A 22,112-nucleotide genomic window follows, 5' to 3' on the forward strand; every position below is an offset into this window, starting at 1 on the left:
ACAACCTGAGGGCGTGGGCAACAGGGGTGTGCGCTTGCGCGACCTCGGCGCAATGCTAAAAGCGATCCCAATAAGAAGGGTTTTGCCATGATCTCACTCGCCGACCTCCAGCGCCGCATCGAAACGGGCGAGCTGTCGCCTGACGCAGCCATCGCCCAGTCGCACGCGGCGATCGAGGCGCGGGAGAAGGAGGTCCATGCCTTCGTCCGCCACGACAAGTCGGCAAGAGCGCAAGCCTCCGGCCCGCTGCGCGGCATCGCCGTCGGCATCAAGGACATCATCGACACGGCCAACATGCCGACCGAGATGGGCTCGCAGATCTATCGCGGCTGGCAGCCGCGTTCGGACGCGCCTGTCGTGATGATGCTGAAGCGGGCGGGGGCTACCATCATCGGCAAGACCACGACCACGGCGTTCGCCTCGCGCGATCCGACGCCGACGCTCAATCCGCACAATACCGGCCATACGCCGGGCGGCTCGTCCTCGGGCTCGGCGGCGGCCGTCGGCGCCGGCATGATCCCGCTGGCGCTGGGCACCCAGACCGGCGGCTCGGTGATCCGGCCCGCCGCCTATTGCGGGACGGCCGCGATCAAGCCGTCGTTCCGCATGCTGCCGACGGTCGGCGTGAAGTGCTATTCGTGGGCGCTCGACACGGTCGGCCTGTTCGGCGCCCGCGCGGAGGATCTCGCGCGCGGGCTGCATGCGATGAGCGGCCGCAGCGAGTTCTCCGGCATCGTCCCGGCCAAGGCACCGCGCATCGGCGTGGTCAGGCAGGAGTTCGCGGGTGCTGTCGAGCCGGCGGCCGAGCAGGGCCTGCAAGCCGCGATCAAGGCCGCCGAGCGGGCCGGGGCCAGTGTTCAGGCCATCGATCTGCCCGAGGCGGTGCAGGAGGCCTGGCGCATCCATCCGATCATCCAGGATTTCGAGGCGCATCGCGCGCTCGCCTGGGAGTTTTCCGAGCATCACGACGAGATCGCGCCGATGCTGCGCGCCAGTCTCGATGCGACGGTCGGGCTGACGCCGAAAGAATATGACGAGGCGCGCCGGATCGGCCGCCGCGGCCGCCGCGAGCTCGGCGAATTGTTCGAGGGCGTCGACGTGCTCCTGACCTATTCGGCGCCGGGGACCGCGCCGGCCAAGGCGCTCGCGAGCACCGGCGACCCCCGCTACAACCGGCTCTGGACGCTGATGGGCAATCCTTGCGTCAATGTGCCGGTGCTGAAGGTCGGTGGCCTGCCGATCGGCGTGCAGGTGATCGCGCGCTTCGGCAACGACGCACATGCGCTTGCGACGGCGTGGTTCCTGGAGGATGCGCTGGCGAAATCAGGCTAGCGCGGGTTCTGCGGAAGGGGTGCGCTGGTCGGATGCAGGCGGAGCTGCACTGATCATCGCACCTTGCCCGAGCCATCGCTCGGCCGCCTCGCGGCCGCTCCGGTGCAACAGGCGGATGAAGCCGCGGCCGAGATCGGCCGAGCTACGCTGCGCCAGGCCTTCAACGGAGTCTTCCGCCGCGATCCTGGACAGCCGCAGCGAGGATGCGGCGTGCGATTGCGCCCATGCGATCGCCGCAACCTCGGCATTGAGCGCGGCGTTTGCGGTGATCTGGTCGAGCCGGCGGTCGATGGCGGCGAGCGTGATCGGCACGTAGCTGTCGCGGGACGGGGTGAGCTGGACCAGCAGCATGTCCGTCGCCGCCGTCTCCTGCGCCAGCTTCAGCAATGGCGGATTGCCGCCGAAGCCGCCGTCCCAATAGGCTTCGCCCTCGATCTCGACGGCGCAGTGGACCAAAGGCGGGCAGGTCGAGGCCAGCGCCACGTCGGTCGTGATGGCGTCGTTGCGAAAGATCTGCTGCTGCCCGTCGCGGATCCGCGTCGCCGCGATCAGGAGCCTTGGCGACCTCGCCGCGCGCAGCGCCGCGAAATTGATGTCGCGCGACAGCGCCTGCCGCAGCGGATCGAGATCGAACGGATCGAACTGGCCGGAGCGCAGCGTCGGCCCGAACGCGACCGAGCTTCCCACGGGCGAAAAGCCGCCGACCAGCATCAGCGAGCGGAACGAGGCCTCGTGCATCAGGCGGACCCAGAACCGGTTCAGCCGCGCGCGCGCCGCTTCGCGGCCGCCCTCGGCGAGGCCGCAAGCGAGCAGCAGCGCATTGACTGCGCCGGCGCTGGCGCCGCTGATGGTGTCGATCTCGATATCGGGCTCTTCCAGGAGCCGCTCCAGCACGCCCCAGGTGAAGGCGGCAAAGGTGCCGCCGCCCTGAAGCGCCAGCGAGAGTCTTCGCGGTGGCCATTGATCGGGGCGGACCTGATCGCGCACGACAGGTGCAGCCGCGGTCACGGCCTCGATGGGCGCGGCAATTTGTGCCACGGGGGCGGGCGCAGGTGGCGGTGCAACGGGAGCCGGCTGGGGGACAGGAGGCGGCGAGGGCGCATCGGACCAGATGTCCGTCATGGACAGCAGTCGGCTCGCCGCAGTGCGTGCCGCACCTTGCGAACCACCGTCGATATGCGCGCCGACAATCTTCTCGCTCATTCTGAGCAACCGCGTAACGCCTTTTGCGCTGTCAGGATGACAGGCATGGAACTCGTTCGCCACTCTGGCCACGACTGGCTTGCGAGTTGCGAACAGGATTTGGCGTATAATGCGGAAGGAGCGCGGCGGTATCCGTACTTTTTCCCGGCGTTGGATTTTGTTTTGACGCGTTTTCCTGACGCGAACCGGAATCCAATTCGGTCGAAAACGCTCTAGGCCTTCTCGCCGATCCGGCTTTCCTTGCCCGATTGCAGCCGCTTGATGTTCTCGCGATGCGCGTAGAACAGCAGCAGCGTCAGCACGGCGAACAGCGCGGACAAAGCGAGGTGGCCGAACCACCACAGGAACATCGGCGTGATGAAGGAGGCCACCAGCGCCGAGAGCGAGGAATAGCGCGTGGTGAAGGCGGTCGCCAACCAGAGCAGGCAGAACACCACCGCGGCCGGCCAGAACAGGCCGAGCAGGATGCCGATATAGACCGCAACACCCTTGCCGCCCTTGAATTTGAGCCAGACCGGGAAGAGATGGCCGAGGAAGGCGCCGAGGCCTGCCACCATCGCAGCATTGGGGCCGGCGATGTAGCCGGCGATCACGACCGCCACGGTGCCCTTCAGCGCATCGAGCAAGAGGGTGCCCGCAGCAAGGCTCTTGCGTCCGGTGCGCAGCACGTTGGTGGCGCCGATGCTGCCGGAGCCGATCGAGCGGATATCTTGCGTGCCGGCGAGCCTGGTCAGGACCAGCCCGAACGGAATCGAGCCGAGGAGGTAGCCGATGACGAGCGCCACCGGCAAAAATGCTTCAAGACCCATGGCTGCAAATCCCTTGACCGCATCGCCATGCTGAACTGCGACGCCACGCATGATCCTGTCCCGATCCGCTGTCGCGGTGCAGGGCGACACCCAAAACCGTCACCCTAGACATGCTCGAAGACCGTCCGTCCACCGACAATGGTGCGCACCACGCGGCCTGTAAAGCGGGCTTCGTCGAACGGGGTGTTCTTGCAGGGCGATTTGAGCTCGGCGGGATCGACCACCCAGGGGACGTCGGGGTCGATCACGATCACATCCGCCGGGCTGCCTGCGCGCAGGGTTCCGCCGGGCAGGCCCAGGATTTCGGCCGGCCGGGTCGACATCGCCTGGATCAGCGTCTTCAGGTCCAGCTCGCCATTGTGCATCAGCCGCAGGCCGGCGGGCAGCATGGTCTCGAGCCCCACGGCGCCGGGAGCTGCTTCCGCGAACGGCAGGCGCTTGACCTCGACGTCCTGCGGATTGTGGTCGGACATGATGACGTCGATGAGGCCGGAGGCGACGGCTGCGACCAGCGCGCGGCGGTCGTCCTCGGTGCGCAGCGGCGGCGACAGCTTCAGGAACGACCGGTAGGGCCCGATATCGTTCTCGTTCAGCGCAAGATGGTTGATCGAGACCGAGGCGCTGACGGCGAGCCCGGCGTCGCGGGCGCGCTTGAGGATGTCGAGCGAGTCGATGCAGGACAGCGAGGCGGCGTGATAGCGGCCACCGGTCAGCGCGACGAGGCGCATGTCGCGTTCCAGCATCACGGCTTCCGCTGCGTTCGGAATGCCCATCAGGCCGAGCCGCGAGGCGAACTCGCCCTCGTTCATCACGCCTTCGCCGACGAGATCGGGATCTTCGGTGTGATGCACGATCAGCGCGTCGAAATCGCGCGCGTAGGTCAGGGCCCGGCGCATCACCTGGGCGTTGGTGACGCTCCTGTCGCCGTCGCTGAAAGCGATGGCGCCGGCGGCCTTCAACAGGCCGAACTCGGTCATCTCCTCGCCGCGCATCCCCTTGGTCAGCGCCGCCATCGGCTGGATGTTGACGATCGCGGTGTCGCGGGCGCGGCGCATCACGAAGTCCACCGTCGCCGAATTGTCGATGACGGGCTCCGTATCGGGCTGGCAGATGATGGTGGTGATGCCGCCGGTCGCGGCTGCCTGGCTCGCGGACGCAAAGGTCTCGCGATGGCTGAAGCCGGGCTCGCCGACGAAAGCTTTCATGTCGATCAGGCCCGGGGCCACGATCTTGCCGGCGCAGTTGACGACGTCGGTGCCCTCGGGGACGCCGGCAGCGCCGATGCCGCGGCGGGTCTCGCGGATGATGCCGTCGGCAATCAGGACATCGCCGGGGCCGTCGAAATCCCTTGAGGGATCGACGACGCGGGCGTTGGCGAGCAGGATGGGACGGCGGTCAGTCAGCATGAGCATCACGCGTTCGGCAAGTTGCGGGCGAGCGCTTCGAGCACGGCCATGCGCACCGCCACGCCCATCTCGACCTGTTCGCGGATCAGCGATTGCGCGCCGTCGGCGACCGCGGTGTCGATCTCGACGCCGCGGTTCATCGGGCCGGGATGCATGACGAGAGCGTCCGGCTTAGCATAGCCAAGCTTTTTCTGGTCCAGCCCGAAATAGTTGAAATATTCGGAGGTCGACGGCACGAAGGAGCCGTTCATGCGCTCGCGCTGGAGCCGCAGCATCATGACGATGTCGGCGCCGTTGAGCCCCTCGCGCATGTCGCGCGCAACCTCGACGCCCATCCGCTCGATGCCGGGCGGCAGCAGCGTGGAGGGGCCGACGACGCGGACGCGGGCACCCATGGTGTTGAGCAGGATGATGTTGGAACGGGCCACACGCGAATGCAGCACGTCGCCGCAGATCGCGACGACGAGGCCCTCGATCCGGCCCTTGTTGCGGCGGATGGTCAGGGCGTCGAGCAGCGCTTGCGTCGGATGCTCGTGCGCGCCGTCGCCGGCATTGATCACGGAACCGTCAACCTTGCGGGCCAGCAGTTCCACCGCGCCGGACGCGTGATGCCGGACCACCAGGATATCCGGGTGCATGGCGTTGAGCGTCATCGCGGTGTCGACCAGCGTCTCGCCCTTCTTGATGGACGAGGAAGACACCGACATGTTCATCACGTCGGCGCCAAGCCGTTTGCCGGCGAGCTCGAACGAGGATTGGGTCCGGGTGGAGGCCTCGAAGAAGAGGTTCACCTGCGTCCGTCCACGCAGGACGGTGCGCTTCTTGTCAACCTGGCGGTTGAGCTCGACATATTCTTCGGACAGGTCGAGGAGGCCGGTGATGTCGGCCGCGGAAAGGCCCTCGATGCCCAGCAAATGCCGGTGGCCGAGGACGAAGGTCGATTTCGATGTCATTAAAACGAGAGCTATAGGCGGGGATGGCTGGGGGGGCAAGGGCCAATGCCGGGGCGGGGAGTTATCCCCTGAGGAGTCTGGTACACCGTCATTCCGGGATGGCGCGCAAGCGCCAGACCCGGAATCTCGAGATTCCGGGTTCGATGCTCCAGGCCGCGCTTCGCGGTCCTGTCGCATCGCCCCGGAATGACAGGGAAGTTTGGATGCGCTCAGCCAAATCAATTTTGATCGCACTTTTAGCGATCGCTTCAATCTCGTCCGCCCACGCCCAATCGCTCCCCGGCGGCTTCGTCTATTTGCGCGACATCGATCCCGGCATCATCCAGGACATCCGCTACGCCACATCGAACAATTTCGTCGGCCGTCCGCTCGCCGGCTACGGCGCCGGCGAGTGCGTGGTGAAGCGGGAGGTGGGGCTGCGGTTGAAGGCGGTCCAGCAGGACCTCGCCGCACAGAACCTGTCGCTCAAGATGTTCGACTGCTACCGGCCGGCGCGGGCCTCGCTCGATATGGTCGCGTGGTCGCAGAACGGCCGCGAGACCGCCGCCGAGCGCCGCTACAATCCCAGGATTGCCAAGACCGAGCTGTTTCGCCTCGGCTACATCGCGAGCCGCTCGCAGCATTCGACGGGGGCGGCGCTCGATCTCACCTTGGTCGATCTCAAGGCCGACAATTCCGGCAAATACGACCCGTCGAAAACCTATGCCGACTGCACGGCGTCGGTCGAGGCGCGGCCGCCGGAGGGCAGCGTGGACATGGGCACCGGCTACGACTGCACGGATACGAAGGGCCATACCGCAGCACCGTCGATCACGCCGGACCAGCGCGCCTGGCGCAAGCGGCTGGTGGCTGCGATGGCCAAGCAAGGCTTTGTGAACTATTCGAAGGAGTGGTGGCATTTTTCGCTGCCGGGGGCAGGCGGGGCGGCCTATGATTTCCCGATCCAGCCGCGGCGGAACTGATTCCGCGCCGGGGAAACAAGATGACTCAGCCCAGCTTCGCAACCCACGAGGTCTTCAACCAGTCGCCGCTGTTTTGGGATGTCGATCTGTTCGCCGTGGACCGGCCGCTGGTCGAGGCGGTCAAGGCCAATGGCGGCGCTAAGGCGGAGCGGGAGCTGTCCGAATTCGGCAAGCACTGGGGCTCTGCCGCGATGGCCGATCGCGGGCGCGTGGCGAATGAGAACACGCCCAAGCTGCGCACCTTCGACGCCAAGGGCAATCGCCGCGACCAGGTCGAGTTTCATCCCGCCTATCACGAGCTGATGGCGCACAGCGCGCATGCCGGCGTGCACAATTCGACCTGGACGGCGGACGGGAAGCCGGCGGGCGATGCCGCCGAGGTCATCCGCGCCGCAAAATTCTACATCGCCTCGCAGGTCGAGACCGGCCATCTCTGTCCAATCACGATGACGCGCGCCTCCGTCGCCGCGCTGGCGACGCAGCCGGATCTGCTGGCGCGCGTGATGCCGGTGCTGGCGACGAAGAGCTACGACCCGACGTTTGCGCCGTGGTGGGGCAAGCGCGGCATGACGCTCGGCATGGGCATGACCGAGAAGCAGGGTGGCACCGATGTGCGCGCCAACATGACGAGCGCGGTGCGTGACGGCGACGCCTATCGCATCACCGGCCACAAATGGTTCATGTCGGCGCCGATGTGCGACGCGTTCCTGGTGCTGGCGCAGGCCGACGAGGGGCTGACCTGCTTCTTCATGCCGCGCTTTGCGCCCGACGGGTCCGTCAACGCGATCCAGTTCCAGCGCTTGAAGGACAAGCTCGGCAACCGCTCCAATGCGTCGTCCGAGGTCGAGTTCGCCGGCGCATATGCGCAAGCGGTCGGCGAGGCGGGCAAGGGCATCCGCACCATCATCCAGATGGTGCAGCTGACGCGGCAGGATTGCGCGATCGCCTCCACCGGCCTGATGCGCTCGGGGCTCGCGCATGCGCTGCATCATGCGCGTCACCGCAGCGTGTTCCAGAAGCATCTCGCCGATCAGCCCTTGATGCAGGCGGTGCTGTCGGACATGGCGCTGCATGTGGAGGCGAGCGTCGCCCTGGTGATGCGGCTCTGCCGCGCCTTCGACCGCACCCCGCACGATGCGGCGGAGGCCGCCTATATGCGGCTGCTGACGCCCGCGATCAAATACTGGACCTGCAAGAGCGCGCCTGGCTTCCTCTACGAGGCGATGGAGTGCCTCGGCGGCAACGGCTATGTCGAGGACGGCATCCTGGCACGCCACTATCGGGAGTCGCCGGTCAACGCGATCTGGGAAGGCTCGGGCAACGTGATGTGCCTCGACGTGCTGCGCGCACTGTCGCGCGAGCCGGAGGCGGCGATGGCGGTGCTGCAATCGCTTGCCGCCGAGACCAAGGGTTTGCCGGGCGCAGGCGAGGCGGTCGCGTTCATCGGCAAGACCTTCCGCCGCGCCGACGGCGAGCGCGTCGCGCGGCTCGCGGTCGAGAAGCTGGCGCTGCTTGCCGCGGCCGCCGCGCTGAACGGCGTGTCGCCGCGTCATGCTGAACTGTTCGCGGCCACGCGCCTCGCCACAACCCACGCCAGCATGTACGGCGCGGTGGAGCTGGAGAGCCGCGACGTGCGCGCGCTGCTGGAGAGGGCGCTGCCGTGAGCTTTTTGCTTCTTTTTGGCCGTCATTCCGGGGCGATGCGAAGCATCGAACTACGGTGCGCCCTTGCGCACCTGAGAATCTCGAGATTCCGGGTTCGCCCTTCGGGCGCCCCGGAATGACGGCAATCTCAACGAAAGCCTCCTGATGGATTCCCTCAATCCCGAGCATCCGCCACTGACCATGACGCCCGCGGATCACGCGCCGCGCGTCTGGAGGTTCTTCGGCACGGCGCTGTGGGGCCTTCTCATCTTCGTCGCGATGTTCGTCGGCCAGGTCGGGGCGATCCTGCTGCTGGCCGCGCTGCGCGGCCTTCCGATCGACATGGCCTCGATCCAGTCGGTCGGCCGCGAGCCGGCGGCGCTCGCGCTGTCGGTCATCATGGGCCTGCCGGCGACACTCCTCGCGGTGTGGCTCGCCATCCGTATCAAGAAGGCCTCCTTCGTCGACTATCTCGCGCTGCGCTGGCCGTCCTGGATGCAGCTCCTGTTCGGCGCGGTCGGTCTCATCCTGCTGGTGCTGGCCTGGGAGACGGTGTCGCGGAGCCTCGGCCGCGAGGCGACGCCGGGCTTCATGACCGATCTGTTGAAATCGGGCCGTGACAAGGGCGCGGCCCTGTTGTTGCTGATCGCCTTCAGCGTGGCGGCGCCGATGTCGGAAGAGGTGCTGGCGCGCGGCTTTCTCTATCGCGGCTGGTCGGCGAGCTTCCTGCGCGTGCCCGGCGCGATCATCCTGTCGTCGCTGGTGTGGACGGTCGTGCATCTGCAATACGACCTGTACTTCCTCGCCGAGGTCTTCACCATCGGCCTGTGGTTCGGCTACATGCGCTATCGCGCCAATTCGCTGTGGCTGACGATCGTGCTGCACGCGCTGAACAACATGACGGCGGTGGTGCTGACGATGTGGCTGGGGGGCTGACGGCGGTTGCCCCACGTTCCGTCATTGCGAGCGGAAGCGAAGCAATCCAGAATCTCTCCGCGGAGGGATTCTGGATTGCTTCGTCGCATCAGCGCAAAATTGCTTCGCAATTTTGTCGCGAGCTCCTCGCAATGACGAGGAGAGGGAGGCGCCCACAATGACGAGTTTTAGGCCACCAGCGCGATCGCAACCGGCATCGTGACCGCCGCAAGGATCGTCTGCAGCGTGATGATCTGCGCCAGCAGCGGCGCATCGCCACCCATCTGCCGGGCCAGCACATAGGCGCTGGGTGAGGTCGGCACCGCAGCGCAGATCGCGACGATTGCCAGACTGTTGCCTGATAGCCCGAACCAGGCCGCAAGCCCCAGCGCGAGCACGGGCATCAGGACCAGCTTGAAGGCGACGCCGATCGTCGCGCTCAGACTGGGACGCAGGAGGCCTTCGAGATGCAGGCCCGCACCGGTCACGAGCAGGCCGATCGCCAGGGATGACCGGCTCAGCGCGTCCGCAACCTCATGCCAGATCTTCGGCAGCGGCAGGTGGACGACGTTGATGAAGAGCCCGATTGCGCAGGCCCAGATCAGGGGATTTCGGATCACCGTCATGACGATCGCGCGGGCGGACTGTTTCTCCGGCGATGCATAGTGCGCGAGCACGGCGACGCTGAACACGTTGACCAGCGGGATGATCGCGACCATGGCGACGGATGCCAGCGCCAGCCCGACGTCGCCGAACATGTTGGCGGAGACGGAGAGCGCCACATAGGTCTGCCAGCGCGTCGCGCCCTGGAAGATCGAGGTGAAGGCCGGCCCGTCAATCTCGAGCCGCGCCAGCGCCGGGCGCAGCGCGAGGCACAGCAGCGACATCGCCAGCGCCGACAGCAAGAGCGCGCCGCCGACGCCGGCGACCGGCACCTTGGAAAGGTCGGCCTTCACCAGCGTCTGGATCAGCAGCATCGGAAACAGCACGAAATAGGTCAGCCGCTCCAGCCCGTGCCATTGCGTGTCCAGCCGCATCAGGCTGTGCCGAAGCACCACGCCGAGCACGATGAGGATGAAGACCGGCAGCAGCGCCGCGATCACGACGGCCATGGGGGTCAGCCGTTTCCGGTGCGCAAGTTCGCGAGGCGGTCGAGCGCCCCTTGCAGGATGAAGATCGCGGCGTGCTCGTCGATCACCTCGGCGCGTTTGGCGCGGCTGACATCCATGCCGATCAGCTCGCGTTCGACCGCTGCGGTCGAGAGGCGCTCGTCCCAGAGGCCGATGGGGAGCGTGGTGAGATTGGCGAGGTTGCGGGCGAAGGCGCGGGTCGATTGCGCGCGCGGGCCCTCGCTGCCGTCCATGTTGATGGGCAGGCCAAGCACGAAGCCGACGACCTTGCGCTCAGCGGCGATCGCGAGCAGCCGGGCGGCGTCCTGCTTGAACGCCTTGCGCTGAATGGTCTCGACGCCGGTCGCCAACCGCCGGTCCGGGTTCGACACGGCGACGCCGATCGTCTTGGTGCCCAGATCAAGGCCAACCAGCCCGCCGCGTTCGGGCCAGTGGGTTGCAGCATCGACCAGGGGCAGGATAAGAGCCGGCATGGCATCAGCGCATATCACGCGTCACGCCGTGGAGTGAACCCGGAACATGGATGCGCTGACACTATTCGGCCTGTTTGCCGTCACCGCGATGCTGGTCTGCTATGCGATGGAGGACCGCAGCCACTGGTTCGTGCTGCTGTTCGCGATGTCCTGCGCGCTCGGCTCGGCCTACGGCTTCCTGCAGGGCGCATGGCCGTTCGGGCTGGTCGAGGCGATCTGGGCGGTGGTGGCGCTGCGGCGCTGGTATCTCAGGCCGCGATGACGTCGTCGTCCTTCTTCAGGCAGGCGGCAAAGCCTTGCAGTGCGCTGTACTGATGTCCGGCACTGCGCTGGATGAAGAGTGTCTCGACGCGCGCGTGCGAGGCGCTCAGCGGGTGGATCGACACGCTGCCGTTCATCGCGCTGCGCTCGACCACGGCGCGCGGGAGTAGCGTCACGCCCATGTCGGCGGCGACGCAGCCGATCATGCCGTCGAGCGTGCCGAGCTCAAACCGTGCGGCCGACGGCCAGCCGAACTCGACGAAGATCTGCTCGAGCCGCTGGCGATAGGTGCAGCCGGTGCGGAACACCAGCGCAGTCGGACCTGACTCCGGCGTGCCGGCACGCAGCTCGGCTAGCGAGCTCCAGCGTCGCGCGCTGACCAGCACCAGCTCTTCGCGGAAGGCGCTCGTCGCCGTGAGGTCGGCATGCGCGATGGGACCTGCGACGAAGGCGCCGTCGAGCGTGCCTTCGAGCACGCCAGCGACCAGGTCGGCCGTGGTTGCCGTGCGCAAGGAGAGGCGCACGGCGGGGAAGCGGCGGTGGAAATCGGCCAGCAGCGGCGGCAGACGCACGGCGGCTGTCGTTTCCATCGAACCGATCGCCAGCGGCCCTTTCGGCTCGCCATCGTCGCGCGCGGCGAGCACGGCCTCGCGCGATAGCGCGGCCATCCGTTGCGCGTAGGGCAGGAGGCGTTTGCCGGCGCCGGTCAGCGTCATGCCGCGGCTGTGGCGCTCGAACAGCGGCGTGCCGATCTCCGCCTCCAGCGCCTTCACGCGCTGGGTGACGTTTGATTGCACGGTGTTGAGCACTTCGGCGGCGCGAGTGATACCGCCGGTACGCGCGACGGCGGCGAAGGTCTGGATATCGCTGAGTTCCATGGCGTCGTTTCGCTTTTGTGATGGCAGCGTTCGCTACAATTCATTTTTCGAGAATGCTAGTCGCGCTTAGTCTCGCTGTCCAGATCGGGGAGAAGCCATGCCCATTGCGACGCCGCTGACGAGCTTGCTGGAGATCAGGCATCCCATCCTGCTGGCGCCGATGGATGTCGTCGCGGGCAGCCGTCTGGTGGCGGCAGTCAGCCGCGCGGGAGGCTTCGGCATTCTGGGCGGCGGCTATGGCGAGCGGGCGTGGCTGGAGCGGGAGACCGCAAAGCTCTCCGGTCTGCGTGCGCCGTTCGGGATCGGCTTCATCACCTGGAGCCTCGCCAAGCGGCCCGAGCTGCTCGACATCGCGCTCGCCGCAAAGCCGTCTGCGATCATGCTGTCCTTCGGCGATCCCGCGCCGTTCGCACCGAAGATCAGATCCGTGGGCGCGCGCCTGATCTGCCAGGTGCAGGACGAGGCGATGGCGCGGCAGGCGCTCGACGCCGGCGCCGATATCCTGATCGCGCAGGGCACGGAGGCGGGCGGTCACGGCGCGTCACGGACCAGCATCGATCTCGTGCCTGCCATCGTCGATCTCGCGGCGGGCCGTGTGCCTGTGGTGGCGGCCGGCGGCATCGCGGACGGGCGGGGTCTCGCCGCCATGATGATGCTGGGCGCGAGCGGCGTGCTGCTCGGCACGCGCTTCTATGCGAGCCAGGAGGCCGACGGCGCGGGGGAGGCCAAGCGGCGCATCTGCGCGGCGAGCAGCGGCTCGACCGTGCGCGGCATCATCTTCGACCTGTCGCGCAACAATGTCTGGCCGGCGCCCTTCACGGGAAGGTGTCTGCTCAACGACCACGCCAGGCGCTGGATCGGCCGCGAGGTCGAGATGATGCAGAATGTCGCCATGGTTGCGGCTGAGTATGCGGCGGCAAAGGCGGCCGGCAATTTCGACGTCGCCGCCGTGATCGCGGGCGAGGCGGTCGGCCTGATCCATGATATTCCGCCGGCGGCCGAGATCGTCGAGCGTATTGCGATTGAGGCGGAGCACCTGCTTGCCGGCCGGCGCAACTCCGTCACGTCCGTCGCCTGAACCATGAGAGACACACCATGTGGCCTGACCGTCGACTGATCGATCTCTTCAAGACCGAATTCCCGATCGTGCTGGCGCCGATGGCCGGCGTGATGGATGCGGAGCTGGTGATCGCCGCCGCGCAAGGCGGGGCGCTGGGCTCGCTGCCCTGCGCGATGCTGTCGGCGGAGAAGGCGCGGGAGCAGGTCAACATCATTCGCCAGCGCGTGAAGGCGCCCGTGAACATGAACTTCTTCTGCCATACGCCGATCGATCTCACGGCTGAGGCCGAAGTGCGCTGGAAGCAGCGGCTCGCCGGTTACTACCGGGAGCATGGCCTCGATCCGGCGGCACCCATCAATGCCGCGAACCGGGCTCCGTTCGATGCGGCCTTTTGCGAAGTCGTCGAGGAGCTGAAGCCGGAAGTCGTCAGCTTCCATTTCGGCCTGCCGGAGCAGGCGCTGCTCAAGCGTGTCAAGGCCGCCGGCTGCCTCGTCATCTCGTCCGCCACGACGGTGAAGGAAGCCGTCTGGCTCGAGCGGCACGGCGCCGACGCCGTGATCGCGCAAGGCGCCGAGGCCGGCGGCCATCGCGGCATGTTCCTGACCGACAAGATCGCCGAGCAGCCCGGCACCTTCGCGCTGGTGCCGCAGGTCGCCGATGCCGTGAAGGTGCCGGTCATCGCAGCGGGTGGCATCGCCGACGGGCGCGGCATCGCCGCCGCCTTCGCGCTCGGCGCCTCCGGCGTGCAGATCGGCAGCGCCTATCTGCGTTGCCCGGAATCCAAGGTGAGTGCGGCGGGCCGCGCTGCGCTGGCCGAGGGGCGGGACGATTCCACCGTCATCACCAATGTCATGACCGGCCGGCCGGCGCGCGGGGTGCAGAACCGCCTGATGCGCGAGGCCGGGCCGATCTCGCCGGATGCACCGCCGTTTCCCCATGCGGCGACCGCGCTGGGGCCGCTCAAGGCCGCCGCCGAAAAGCAGGGCAGGGTGGATTTCACCAATCTCTGGGCCGGCCAGGCCATCGCCCTCGGCCGTGAGCTCCCTGCCGCCGAATTGACCCGGGATCTGGCCAAATCAGCCCTGGCCCGCATGAAGGCGCTCGCTGGATAGGCGGGAAGCCCCGGTTGCGGCGCAAAACCGGCCTCTGCTATACGGCACATAGGTTTTGCCGTGAGAGGCCTTATATAATGTCCGTCGACGCCGCTACCGTCCGCCGCATCGCGCATCTGGCGCGCATCGCGGTTTCCGAGGGCGAGGTTCCGCATCTGCAGGGCGAGCTCAACGCCATGCTCGCCTTCGTCGAGCAGCTCTCGGAGGTCAATGTCGAGGGCGTGGAGGCCATGACCTCGGTCACCCCGATGCAGATGAAGAAGCGGCAGGACGTGGTCAATGACGGCGAGATCGCGGACGATATCGTTGCCAACGCGCCCGCGACCGAAGGCCACTTCTTCCTGGTGCCGAAGGTCGTCGAGTAATTTTTAGGACGTGGTCCGATGTGCCTGCTTTGCGACGATGAGAAGGCCTACCAGGCCTATATGAACTATCTCGACAAGATGGAGCGGCAGGGCAAGGCTGCCGACCCCAATGTCGCCGTCAATGCCGTGCTCGACGAGATCGAGGCGGCTGCGAAAGCGGCCGCCAAGAAAGACGACCCGGCCAACGACAAGACCCTGTCTCCATTCTTCTGCAGCCCGATCAATAAATGACTGATTTGACATCGCTGACGCTCGCCGAGGCCCGCAAGGGTCTCGCGGCCAAGACTTTCACGTCACTCGAGCTGACCGACGCGCATCTGTCCGCGATCGAAGCCGCGCGCGTGCTCAATGCCTTCGTGATGGAGACGCCGGACCGCGCGCGCGATATGGCGCGCGAGGCGGACGGCAAGATCGCCAAGGGTGACGCCGGCCCGCTCGCTGGCATCCCGCTCGGCATCAAGGACCTGTTCGCGACCAAGGGCGTGCGCACCACGGCCTGCTCGAAGATCCTCGGCAATTTCGTGCCGACCTACGAGTCCACCGTGACCTCGCAGCTCTGGCGCGACGGCGCGGTGATGCTCGGCAAGCTCAACAATGACGAGTTCGCGATGGGCTCGGCGAACGAGACCTCGTGCTTCGGTCCCGTCGGCAATCCCTGGCGGCGTGAAGGCTCCAACACCACGCTGGTGCCGGGCGGCTCGTCCGGCGGCTCGGCCTCGGCCGTGGCGGCGCTGCTGTGCATGGGCGCGACCGCGACCGACACCGGCGGCTCGATCCGTCAGCCGGCGGCGTTCACCGCGACCGTCGGCATCAAGCCGACCTATGGCCGCTGCTCGCGCTGGGGCATCGTCGCCTTTGCCTCCTCGCTCGACCAGGCAGGTCCGATCGCGCGCAGCGTGCGCGACAGCGCGATGCTGCTGCGCTCGATGGCCGGCCACGATCCGAAGGACACGACGTCCGTCGATATTCCCGTGCCGGACTATGAGGCCGCAATCGGCAAGTCCGTGAAGGGCATCAGGATCGGCATCCCCAAGGAGTACCGTCTCGACGGCATGCCGGCCGAGATCGAGAAGCTGTGGAGCGAGGGCGCGGCGTGGCTCAAGGCCGCCGGCGCCGAGCTCGTCGAGGTGTCGCTGCCGCACACGAAGTACGCGCTGCCGGCCTATTACATCGTGGCGCCGGCGGAGGCGTCCTCCAACCTCGCGCGCTATGACGGCGTGCGCTACGGCCTGCGCGAGCAGGGCAAGAACATCGTCGAGCTGTACGAGAACACCCGCGCCGAAGGTTTTGGCGCGGAAGTGCGCCGCCGCGTCATGATCGGCACCTATGTGCTCTCGGCCGGCTATTACGATGCCTATTATCTGCGCGCCCAGAAGGTCCGCACGCTGATCAAGAAGGATTTCGAGGATTGCTTCGCCAAGGGCGTCAACGCGATCCTGACGCCTGCGACGCCGTCGGCGGCCTTCGGCATCGGCGAGAAGGGCGGCGCCGACCCGGTCGAGATGTATCTCAACGACATCTTCACGGTGACGGTGAACATGGCGGGGCTGCCCGGCATCGCCGTGCCCGCCGGCAAGGACGCACAGGGCCTGCCGCTCGGCCTGCAACTGATCGGCCGTCCCTTCGACGAGGAGACGCTGTTCTCGCTCGGCGAAGTGATCGAGCAGGCCGCCGGCCGCTTCACGCCCGCGAGGTGGTGGTGAATGTCGCAGCGTTCATCGCGAGCCTCGACGGCGCGGCGCCGGCGCCGGACCTGAACGCGCCGCTCACAGGTCTCTGGTGGGCCGCCAAGGGCGACTGGGACCGGGCGCACAAGATCGTTCAGGATGAGAGCAGCCGCGAGGCGGCCTGGGTGCACGCCTATCTGCACCGCGTCGAAGGCGATCTCGGCAATGCCGGCTACTGGTATCGCCAGGCCGGACAGGTCGCGGCAAAGGATTCATTGGAAGCGGCGTGGCAGCGGATCGCTGTCACGCTGCTCGGGAGCAAGACATGAGCACGGCCACGCACAAGCTTCTCAAAGGTTTCACCGGCGACTGGGAAGTCGTGATCGGCATGGAAATCCATGCCCAGGTGACGTCAAACTCGAAGCTGTTTTCGGGTGCGTCGACCGCATTCGGCGGCGAGCCGAACAGCCACGTGTCGCTGGTCGACGCCGCGATGCCGGGCATGCTTCCTGTCATCAACGAGGAATGCGTCAGGCAGGCTGTCCGGACTGGGCTCGGCCTCAACGCCAAGATCAATCTGCGTTCGGTGTTCGACCGGAAAAACTATTTCTATCCGGACCTGCCGCAGGGCTACCAGATCAGCCAGTACAAGTCGCCGATAGTGGGCGAAGGTGAGGTGCTGGTCGAGCTCGACGGCGGTCGCAGTGTCACCGTCGGCATCGAGCGCCTGCATATCGAGCAGGATCCCGGCAAAATGCTGCACGACCAGTCGCCGTCGCTGTCCCTCATCGACTTCAACCGCTGTGGCGTGGCGCTGATGGAGATTGTCTCAAAACCGGACATCCGCGACGCCGAGCAGGCCAAGGCCTATGTCACCAAGCTGCGCTCGATCATGCGCTACCTCGGCACCTGTGACGGCGACATGGAGAAGGGAAATCTGCGCGCCGACGTCAACGTCTCCGTGCGCAAGCCCGGCGGGCCGCTCGGCACCCGCTGCGAAATCAAGAACATGAACTCGATCAACTTCATCGGCCAGGCGATCGAGTATGAAGCGCGGCGCCAGATCGAGATCCTCGAGGACGGTGGGCAGATCGAGCAAGAGACGCGCCGGTTCGACCCCGACAAGGGCGAGACGCGGTCGATGCGGTCGAAGGAAGAGGCGCACGACTACCGCTACTTCCCCGATCCCGACCTGCTGCCGCTAGAGTTCAGCCAGGAGTTCGTCGACGAGCTGAAGGCGAAGCTGCCCGAGCTGCCGGACCAGAAGAAGACGCGCTTCGTCGCCGATTTCGGCCTGTCAGCTTACGACGCGAGCGTGCTGGTCGCCGAGCGCGAGAGCGCGGTGTTCTACGAGACCGTGCTCGACAAGCTCGGCGACCGCGCGCGCGACGGCAAGATGGCGGCGAACTGGGTAATCAACGAGCTGTTCGGCCGTCTCAACAAGGAAGGCCGGGATATTACGGGCTCTCCCGTCACCGCCGAGCAGCTGGCTGCGATCATCGATCTGATCGGCGAGGGCACGATCTCCGGCAAGATCGCCAAGGATCTGTTCGAGATCGTCTGGCAGGAGGGCGGCGATCCCCGCGCACTGGTCGAAAGCCGCGGCATGAAGCAGGTCACCGACCTCTCGGCGATCGAGAAGGTGGTCGACGACATCATCGCGGCCAATCCCGACAAGGCCGCGCAGGTCAAGGACAAGCCGCAGTCGCTCGGCTGGTTCGTCGGCCAGGTGATGAAGGCGTCAGGCGGCAAGGCCAACCCGCAAAGCGTCAACGAGCTGCTCAAGTCCAAGCTCGGCATCTAGCCTCACGCGTTCGGACGAGGTGACGGACATGTTTCGTCACCTCGCTATGGGTTCGCGATGCGACGCTCGCGCGCGTCCTCGGCGGCAATCTTCATCCCGACGACTGCGATGCGGCGACCGAATCGCCGTCACGCGATTCGCGCAAAACGGCGGCTTGCACGGGCTCCGACGAGCGCTCGCGCCGTTAAGCATGAAAATATTTTCGTTGCCAAAAACTGCGACTCAGAGTCCGCGAAACGCCTTCGCGGGGCGATCCTGCGCGTCGCGACGCGCGTCATCGCGTCGATCACGCGCAATGCGTGAGTGCAGGAAAATACTTTCTGCATAGTGTTTTCTTGCAATCATTACTCTCGCAAACATCGATGATGCGCCCACTCTCCGCGATCGGACGAACACGTCATGCAGTGTGCTTGCATCGCGCTCGCCAAGCGCACGCGCCTTGCTGCGTCAACACTTCTTTAAGCGAGAAGCTGTTTTTTTCGTCGTGTTGGTGTATTCGGGATGAGTGTGCATTCGATCCCCGACTGCATGCAGCGATTAAAGCCATCTCACACATCGGAGGGCAACATGGCCAAGAAAGCGAAGAAGGCGAAGAAGGCGAAGAGCGCAGTGAAGAAGACTGCGAAGAAGACCCGCAAGGTCGCGAAGAAGAAGAAGTAACTTCGACTTCTGAAGTTGCCGGCTCCCAGAGAGCCGGCACGTCATCAGCGCCTCCCAGAGGTTCTGGTCGACGATAGAGGGTGTCGGCGAGACATCAGGTCAACGGTCGGATCGCTCTTTTCGCGGTCCGGCAGAAGAAACGAGTTTTCTTCGTTCGGTGCGGTGCCGGTTCTCCGGTTCTGCAATTTCACAAGCGGCCTTCGGGTCAACGTGAAATCTGGTCCTGACGTGTTCGCCGACGCCCTCGTTCTCTGAGGCCGGGGTATTGCCGGCATTCCCTTTCCATACATTGCTGATCTGGTCGTGGCGTGACCGCGCTGCCGCTGAGCGCTGCCTCGGGGCAGGCGAGGGCTACGGCTTTGTCGTTGCGCGACGTCCGTGCGCCGTTTTCCCTATTTGCAGTGCCATCGCCCGGCGGCGACCCGGTGCGTCGCGGCTTCTCGATGGATGGGGCGCCCGCCTGCCGCCTTCGCGGAAGCTTCGGCGTTCCAGGACCGCAAGCCCCGGCAGTGCCTTGGCGTAGCCGGGTCATGGGTGACGACAGGAAGTGGCGGAGTGTACGCCACAGCGCCCCGCCACCGCGCGCGATGGTTATCGTTGTCCGAAAATCGCAGGGTAAACCGAATCTGACGAATCGCAGAAGTGCCCGTCAAATGGGGACTTTTGGCATTCCGTGCGCGGCCGCGGCCAAGGCGCGTTTACGTCTGCTTCATCGCGATACTTAAACTGCCATTCAAATTTGCCCGCCATCATCGCTTCCAACAAGCCGGCAAACGGCCTGGGCAAGAAGACTTGGGGAAGAGTTGAGCAGCGCATGATCCCAGAAGGGATCACGCAAATCAGAGTTGGACGGGAGCCGCGCTCGGGGGAACGAGGCGGCATAAGAAAACAGGGGATGCGTTATGTTTCAGGGTACTTTCGATCTGGAGACCGCAACGCCGATCGACGCGAGCGCGCTGTCGGACGTGCTGTTCGAGCGCGGGATCTATTGGGCGAGCGGCCGCGCCGGCCTCGTCGATCTCGTCGCCGCGCACAAATGGTTCAACCTCGCCGCCCTGAAGGGCCGCAAGGACGCCGTGGCGCTGCGCCAGGAAGTTGCCGGACAGATGTCGGACGCCGAGATCTCGGCCGCACAGCGCGACGCGAGGGCGTGGGTTTCCACCCACTAGAGCCATTTCTGTTCCGATGGCATCGGAACAGGGCTCTGGTGTCTTGTTCTGAGATGTTTTCCCGACGCGAACCGGTATCCGCTTCGCTTGAAAACGCTTCGAGCTGAGGATCGCAGCCGGCCCCGTGTTTCCACGGGCGTGCCTGGTTGCGCTGAATCAAGTTCCTTCGTCGTGACGCCGCCTAGACCCGCGCGGCATGAGCGCTGCCGACACGAATGGACAATGGCTGCCGATTCAGATCGCGCCCGACGATTGCGATCTGGAACTCGGACGGCCGCACAAGACGGGCATCGTGCCCTGGACCTTTCCATGCCGGCGCAGGTCCGGCGTCTGGTTCAACGTCTGGGCCGACGAGCCGGTGCTGATTTCGCCCTCGCATTGGCGAATCTGGCGGTCCGGCCGCTAGGTGCGGACACACATAATATAGGGAGAGCGAGAATCGGGCTGAGCTCAGCCGCGCGGATCCCTGCACCAAGCTCTCTCCGGCGCGGCGATCGCTTTCAGGTGAGAGAACGGCAGGCCTTGATTCTGCTGCTGGGTGGCGGAGAGGGAGGGATTCGAACCCTCGATACAGCTTGAGACCGTATGACGCTTTAGCAAAGCGTTGCCTTCAGCCACTCGGCCACCTCTCCGGTGCGAGCCTTATGCCTCTAATTACTTGGGCCGGTCAATTTGTAAGCGCGTGTTTGCGCTCGAATATTCCCAGCGATCTTCGAAACGAAGCAGCTTGGGGGCTCGGGGGGCGAACCGACACGGCATCCGAATCGTCTGGTGCCCTGTAGCAGGGAAGTCCATTCTCGGATGATTGGAGCCATTCTGGCTCAAGTGACTGAAATAACTTGTGAATTTATTCTTTATGCGTGCCGGCAGCCCGACTGGGGTCTCGCCGTTTCCGCCAGAACATAAATGACGTGCGTTCGCAGCCTTCGATAAGCCTCTGTAAATACGTGATTTTCTGCGTGCAGCTGTTCGGCCCGGGCCAGCACGCGGTCCGCCCCAGCCCATCAATCTCCAGCATGATGCGCCTGCCGGCCCACGCGCGCCCGTCCTCTTGCGCTAGATCAACCTCTCCATCGCAAGGACCCCCAAGACTTCGGTTCCGTTTAGACGGGAGCTGGACATGTGTAGCGATAATCGTCGTCTCGCCACCGGAGCAATCCCGGCCACCCAGCCCTGGGCGCCGATGAAGCTGCCGACGCTTCGGACCGCTTTCTGCCTGTTGGCGGTATTTGCACCATCATTCGAATTGCTGCCCGCCAGTGCCCAGCAAGCTCAACAGCCAGCCGCCGCCTCCGTCGGCGTAATCGTCGCCGAGCGCAAGCCGGTAAAACGAACGATCGATCTGGTCGGTCGCATCGAAGCGATCGAGCGAGTGGAAGTGCGGGCGCGGATCACGGGATATCTTGAAAAGGTCTCGTTCCAGGAAGGCGCTCTGGTCAAGGCAGGAGCGCCGCTTTACTCAATCGAAAAAGGGCTGTTCGAGGCCGCAGTAGATCAGGCCCAAGGCGTGCTGAATAAAGACAAGGCAGCGAAGACCCTGAGCGAGGTGCAGCTGCAGCGTGCCGAGGAATTGCTGGCAAAGCAGGCGGGCACGCAGGTGGCCCGTGACCAGGCGCTGGCTGCGGACCAGGCGGCCGCAGGTGCGCTGCTCGTGGACGAGGCCAATCTGAAAACTGCGCAAATCAATCTGGATTATACGGAAATTACGTCGCCGATCGCCGGCAAGATCGGCAAGACGAATATCACCAAAGGCAACGTGGTAAGCCCACAGACCGGCATCTTGACGACCATCGTAAGCCAAGATCCGATCTATGTTTCCTTCCCGGTCAGCGTCAGGGAATTTCTTGCAGCGCAAAAGGAAGGCCGCGACGTCGATGTCGTCGGCATCAAGGCCTATGTGTTCTTCTCCGACGGCACTGCCTACAGCCAGCCGGGTAAGATCAATTTCGTCAATGTGATCGTCGACCGCGGCACGGATACGATTCTTGCACGCGCATCATTTCCCAATCCCGACGGCGTGCTCGTGGATGGTCAGCTCGTCAGAGTTGGGCTGGAAAGCGGCTCCGCCCAGGAAAGGCTCCTCATCCCGCAAGCGGCGCTGATTTCGGATCAGGAGGGCATCTATGTCTTGATCGTGGAGGACGGGAAAGCAGCGGTCCGACGTGTCAAACTCGGCGGGACCAGCGGCACGGGTGTGATCGTGGAGGAGGGCCTGACGGGCGGCGAGCAGGTCATCGTGGAGGGAATTCAGGGGATTCGCGGCGGCAGTCCCGTACACGCTCAGCCAGCCTCCACCAGCCGGAGCTGAGC

General features: G+C 65.6%; 22 protein-coding genes and 1 tRNA gene. 15 read left to right on the forward strand and 8 right to left on the reverse strand.

Annotation, left to right across the window (positions count from 1 at the left end; all coding sequences use genetic code 11):
* Positions 1-87 precede the first annotated feature (87 nt).
* Entirely contained in the window at positions 88-1,332 is a 1,245-nt protein-coding gene (locus ACVWW6_RS25535; RefSeq protein WP_456681562.1) for an amidase, read from the forward strand.
* Here the strand turns inward: ACVWW6_RS25535 and ACVWW6_RS25540 are convergent.
* The 4 genes from ACVWW6_RS25540 to ACVWW6_RS25555 form a co-directional block, all read right to left on the reverse strand.
* Positions 1,324-2,535, reverse strand: coding sequence for a patatin-like phospholipase family protein (locus ACVWW6_RS25540; RefSeq protein WP_456681563.1), 1,212 nt, complete (start codon positions 2,533-2,535; stop codon positions 1,324-1,326). The genes ACVWW6_RS25535 and ACVWW6_RS25540 overlap by 9 nt on opposite strands.
* Positions 2,536-2,747: 212 nt before the next feature.
* A complete protein-coding gene (plsY, locus tag ACVWW6_RS25545; RefSeq protein WP_028171585.1) occupies positions 2,748-3,344 on the reverse strand; it encodes a glycerol-3-phosphate 1-O-acyltransferase PlsY in 597 nt (198 codons plus the stop codon).
* A 104-nt stretch (positions 3,345-3,448) separates the two neighbouring features.
* Positions 3,449-4,750, reverse strand: coding sequence for a dihydroorotase (locus tag ACVWW6_RS25550; RefSeq protein WP_028171586.1), 1,302 nt, complete (start codon positions 4,748-4,750; stop codon positions 3,449-3,451).
* Positions 4,751-4,755: 5 nt separating this feature from the next.
* The gene (locus ACVWW6_RS25555) at positions 4,756-5,703 is read right to left on the reverse strand and encodes an aspartate carbamoyltransferase catalytic subunit (RefSeq protein ID WP_011087859.1); all 948 of its coding nucleotides are present in this window, start codon (positions 5,701-5,703) and stop codon (positions 4,756-4,758) included.
* A 203-nt stretch (positions 5,704-5,906) separates the two neighbouring features.
* Here ACVWW6_RS25555 and ACVWW6_RS25560 point away from each other — a divergent pair, with 203 nt between their 5' ends.
* From ACVWW6_RS25560 to ACVWW6_RS25570, 3 genes are all read left to right on the forward strand, one after another.
* On the forward strand, positions 5,907-6,665 hold the full coding sequence (locus ACVWW6_RS25560; protein WP_039185230.1) for a M15 family metallopeptidase: 759 nt from the start codon (positions 5,907-5,909) through the stop codon (positions 6,663-6,665).
* Between the two features lie 20 nt (positions 6,666-6,685).
* A complete protein-coding gene (locus ACVWW6_RS25565; protein ID WP_456681564.1) occupies positions 6,686-8,329 on the forward strand; it encodes an acyl-CoA dehydrogenase family protein in 1,644 nt (547 codons plus the stop codon).
* Positions 8,330-8,473: 144 nt separating this feature from the next.
* Positions 8,474-9,244, forward strand: coding sequence for a CPBP family intramembrane glutamic endopeptidase (locus tag ACVWW6_RS25570; protein WP_110116277.1), 771 nt, complete (start codon positions 8,474-8,476; stop codon positions 9,242-9,244).
* A 167-nt stretch (positions 9,245-9,411) separates the two neighbouring features.
* Here the strand turns inward: ACVWW6_RS25570 and ACVWW6_RS25575 are convergent, their stop codons facing one another.
* Positions 9,412-10,335 carry an AEC family transporter gene (locus ACVWW6_RS25575; protein ID WP_456681565.1) on the reverse strand — a complete coding sequence of 308 codons (924 nt, stop codon included), beginning with the start codon at positions 10,333-10,335 and terminating at the stop codon, positions 9,412-9,414.
* A gap of 5 nt (positions 10,336-10,340) precedes the next feature.
* Positions 10,341-10,826 carry a Holliday junction resolvase RuvX gene (gene ruvX / locus ACVWW6_RS25580; protein WP_028171591.1) on the reverse strand — a complete coding sequence of 162 codons (486 nt, stop codon included), beginning with the start codon at positions 10,824-10,826 and terminating at the stop codon, positions 10,341-10,343.
* A gap of 46 nt (positions 10,827-10,872) precedes the next feature.
* On the opposite strand from ruvX, the gene ACVWW6_RS25585 reads away from it, so the two are divergent.
* A complete protein-coding gene (locus ACVWW6_RS25585) occupies positions 10,873-11,088 on the forward strand; it encodes a hypothetical protein (protein WP_028171592.1) in 216 nt (71 codons plus the stop codon).
* On the opposite strand, the gene ACVWW6_RS25590 is transcribed toward ACVWW6_RS25585, so the two are convergent.
* Positions 11,075-11,965: a LysR family transcriptional regulator gene (locus tag ACVWW6_RS25590; protein WP_060912498.1), complete on the reverse strand. Its 891-nt coding sequence runs from the start codon at positions 11,963-11,965 to the stop codon at positions 11,075-11,077. The genes ACVWW6_RS25585 and ACVWW6_RS25590 overlap by 14 nt on opposite strands.
* Positions 11,966-12,062: 97 nt before the next feature.
* Here ACVWW6_RS25590 and ACVWW6_RS25595 point away from each other — a divergent pair, with 97 nt between their 5' ends.
* The 9 genes from ACVWW6_RS25595 to ACVWW6_RS25635 all read left to right on the forward strand — a co-directional run bounded on the left by ACVWW6_RS25595 (position 12,063) and on the right by ACVWW6_RS25635 (position 20,208).
* Positions 12,063-13,043, forward strand: a complete 981-nt coding sequence (locus ACVWW6_RS25595) for an NAD(P)H-dependent flavin oxidoreductase (RefSeq protein WP_456681566.1) — start codon at positions 12,063-12,065, stop codon at positions 13,041-13,043.
* A gap of 17 nt (positions 13,044-13,060) precedes the next feature.
* Entirely contained in the window at positions 13,061-14,137 is a 1,077-nt protein-coding gene (locus ACVWW6_RS25600) for an NAD(P)H-dependent flavin oxidoreductase (protein WP_456681567.1), read from the forward strand.
* A gap of 77 nt (positions 14,138-14,214) precedes the next feature.
* Entirely contained in the window at positions 14,215-14,502 is a 288-nt protein-coding gene (gatC, locus tag ACVWW6_RS25605; RefSeq protein ID WP_011087850.1) for an Asp-tRNA(Asn)/Glu-tRNA(Gln) amidotransferase subunit GatC, read from the forward strand.
* A gap of 18 nt (positions 14,503-14,520) precedes the next feature.
* Positions 14,521-14,733, forward strand: coding sequence for a hypothetical protein (locus ACVWW6_RS25610; RefSeq protein ID WP_027547180.1), 213 nt, complete (start codon positions 14,521-14,523; stop codon positions 14,731-14,733).
* Positions 14,730-16,205, forward strand: coding sequence for an Asp-tRNA(Asn)/Glu-tRNA(Gln) amidotransferase subunit GatA (gatA, locus tag ACVWW6_RS25615; protein ID WP_456681568.1), 1,476 nt, complete (start codon positions 14,730-14,732; stop codon positions 16,203-16,205). Before ACVWW6_RS25610 ends, gatA begins: the two co-directional genes overlap by 4 nt.
* Positions 16,196-16,498 (forward strand): hypothetical protein, encoded by a 303-nt coding sequence (locus tag ACVWW6_RS25620; protein ID WP_456681569.1) that lies wholly within the window; start codon positions 16,196-16,198, stop codon positions 16,496-16,498. Before gatA ends, ACVWW6_RS25620 begins: the two co-directional genes overlap by 10 nt.
* Entirely contained in the window at positions 16,495-17,973 is a 1,479-nt protein-coding gene (gene gatB, locus ACVWW6_RS25625) for an Asp-tRNA(Asn)/Glu-tRNA(Gln) amidotransferase subunit GatB (protein WP_456681570.1), read from the forward strand. The genes ACVWW6_RS25620 and gatB overlap by 4 nt, the downstream gene beginning before the upstream one ends.
* A gap of 1,562 nt (positions 17,974-19,535) precedes the next feature.
* On the forward strand, positions 19,536-19,802 hold the full coding sequence (locus ACVWW6_RS25630) for a hypothetical protein (protein ID WP_028171599.1): 267 nt from the start codon (positions 19,536-19,538) through the stop codon (positions 19,800-19,802).
* A 196-nt stretch (positions 19,803-19,998) separates the two neighbouring features.
* Positions 19,999-20,208 carry a hypothetical protein gene (locus ACVWW6_RS25635; RefSeq protein WP_011087842.1) on the forward strand — a complete coding sequence of 70 codons (210 nt, stop codon included), beginning with the start codon at positions 19,999-20,001 and terminating at the stop codon, positions 20,206-20,208.
* A gap of 133 nt (positions 20,209-20,341) precedes the next feature.
* On the opposite strand, the gene ACVWW6_RS25640 is transcribed toward ACVWW6_RS25635, so the two are convergent.
* Positions 20,342-20,434: transfer RNA gene (locus ACVWW6_RS25640), tRNA-Ser, on the reverse strand.
* A gap of 488 nt (positions 20,435-20,922) precedes the next feature.
* Here ACVWW6_RS25640 and ACVWW6_RS25645 point away from each other — a divergent pair.
* Positions 20,923-22,110, forward strand: coding sequence for an efflux RND transporter periplasmic adaptor subunit (locus tag ACVWW6_RS25645; RefSeq protein WP_011087841.1), 1,188 nt, complete (start codon positions 20,923-20,925; stop codon positions 22,108-22,110).
* Positions 22,111-22,112: the final 2 nt, after the last annotated feature.

Source organism: Bradyrhizobium sp. USDA 3311 (assembly GCF_054062495.1).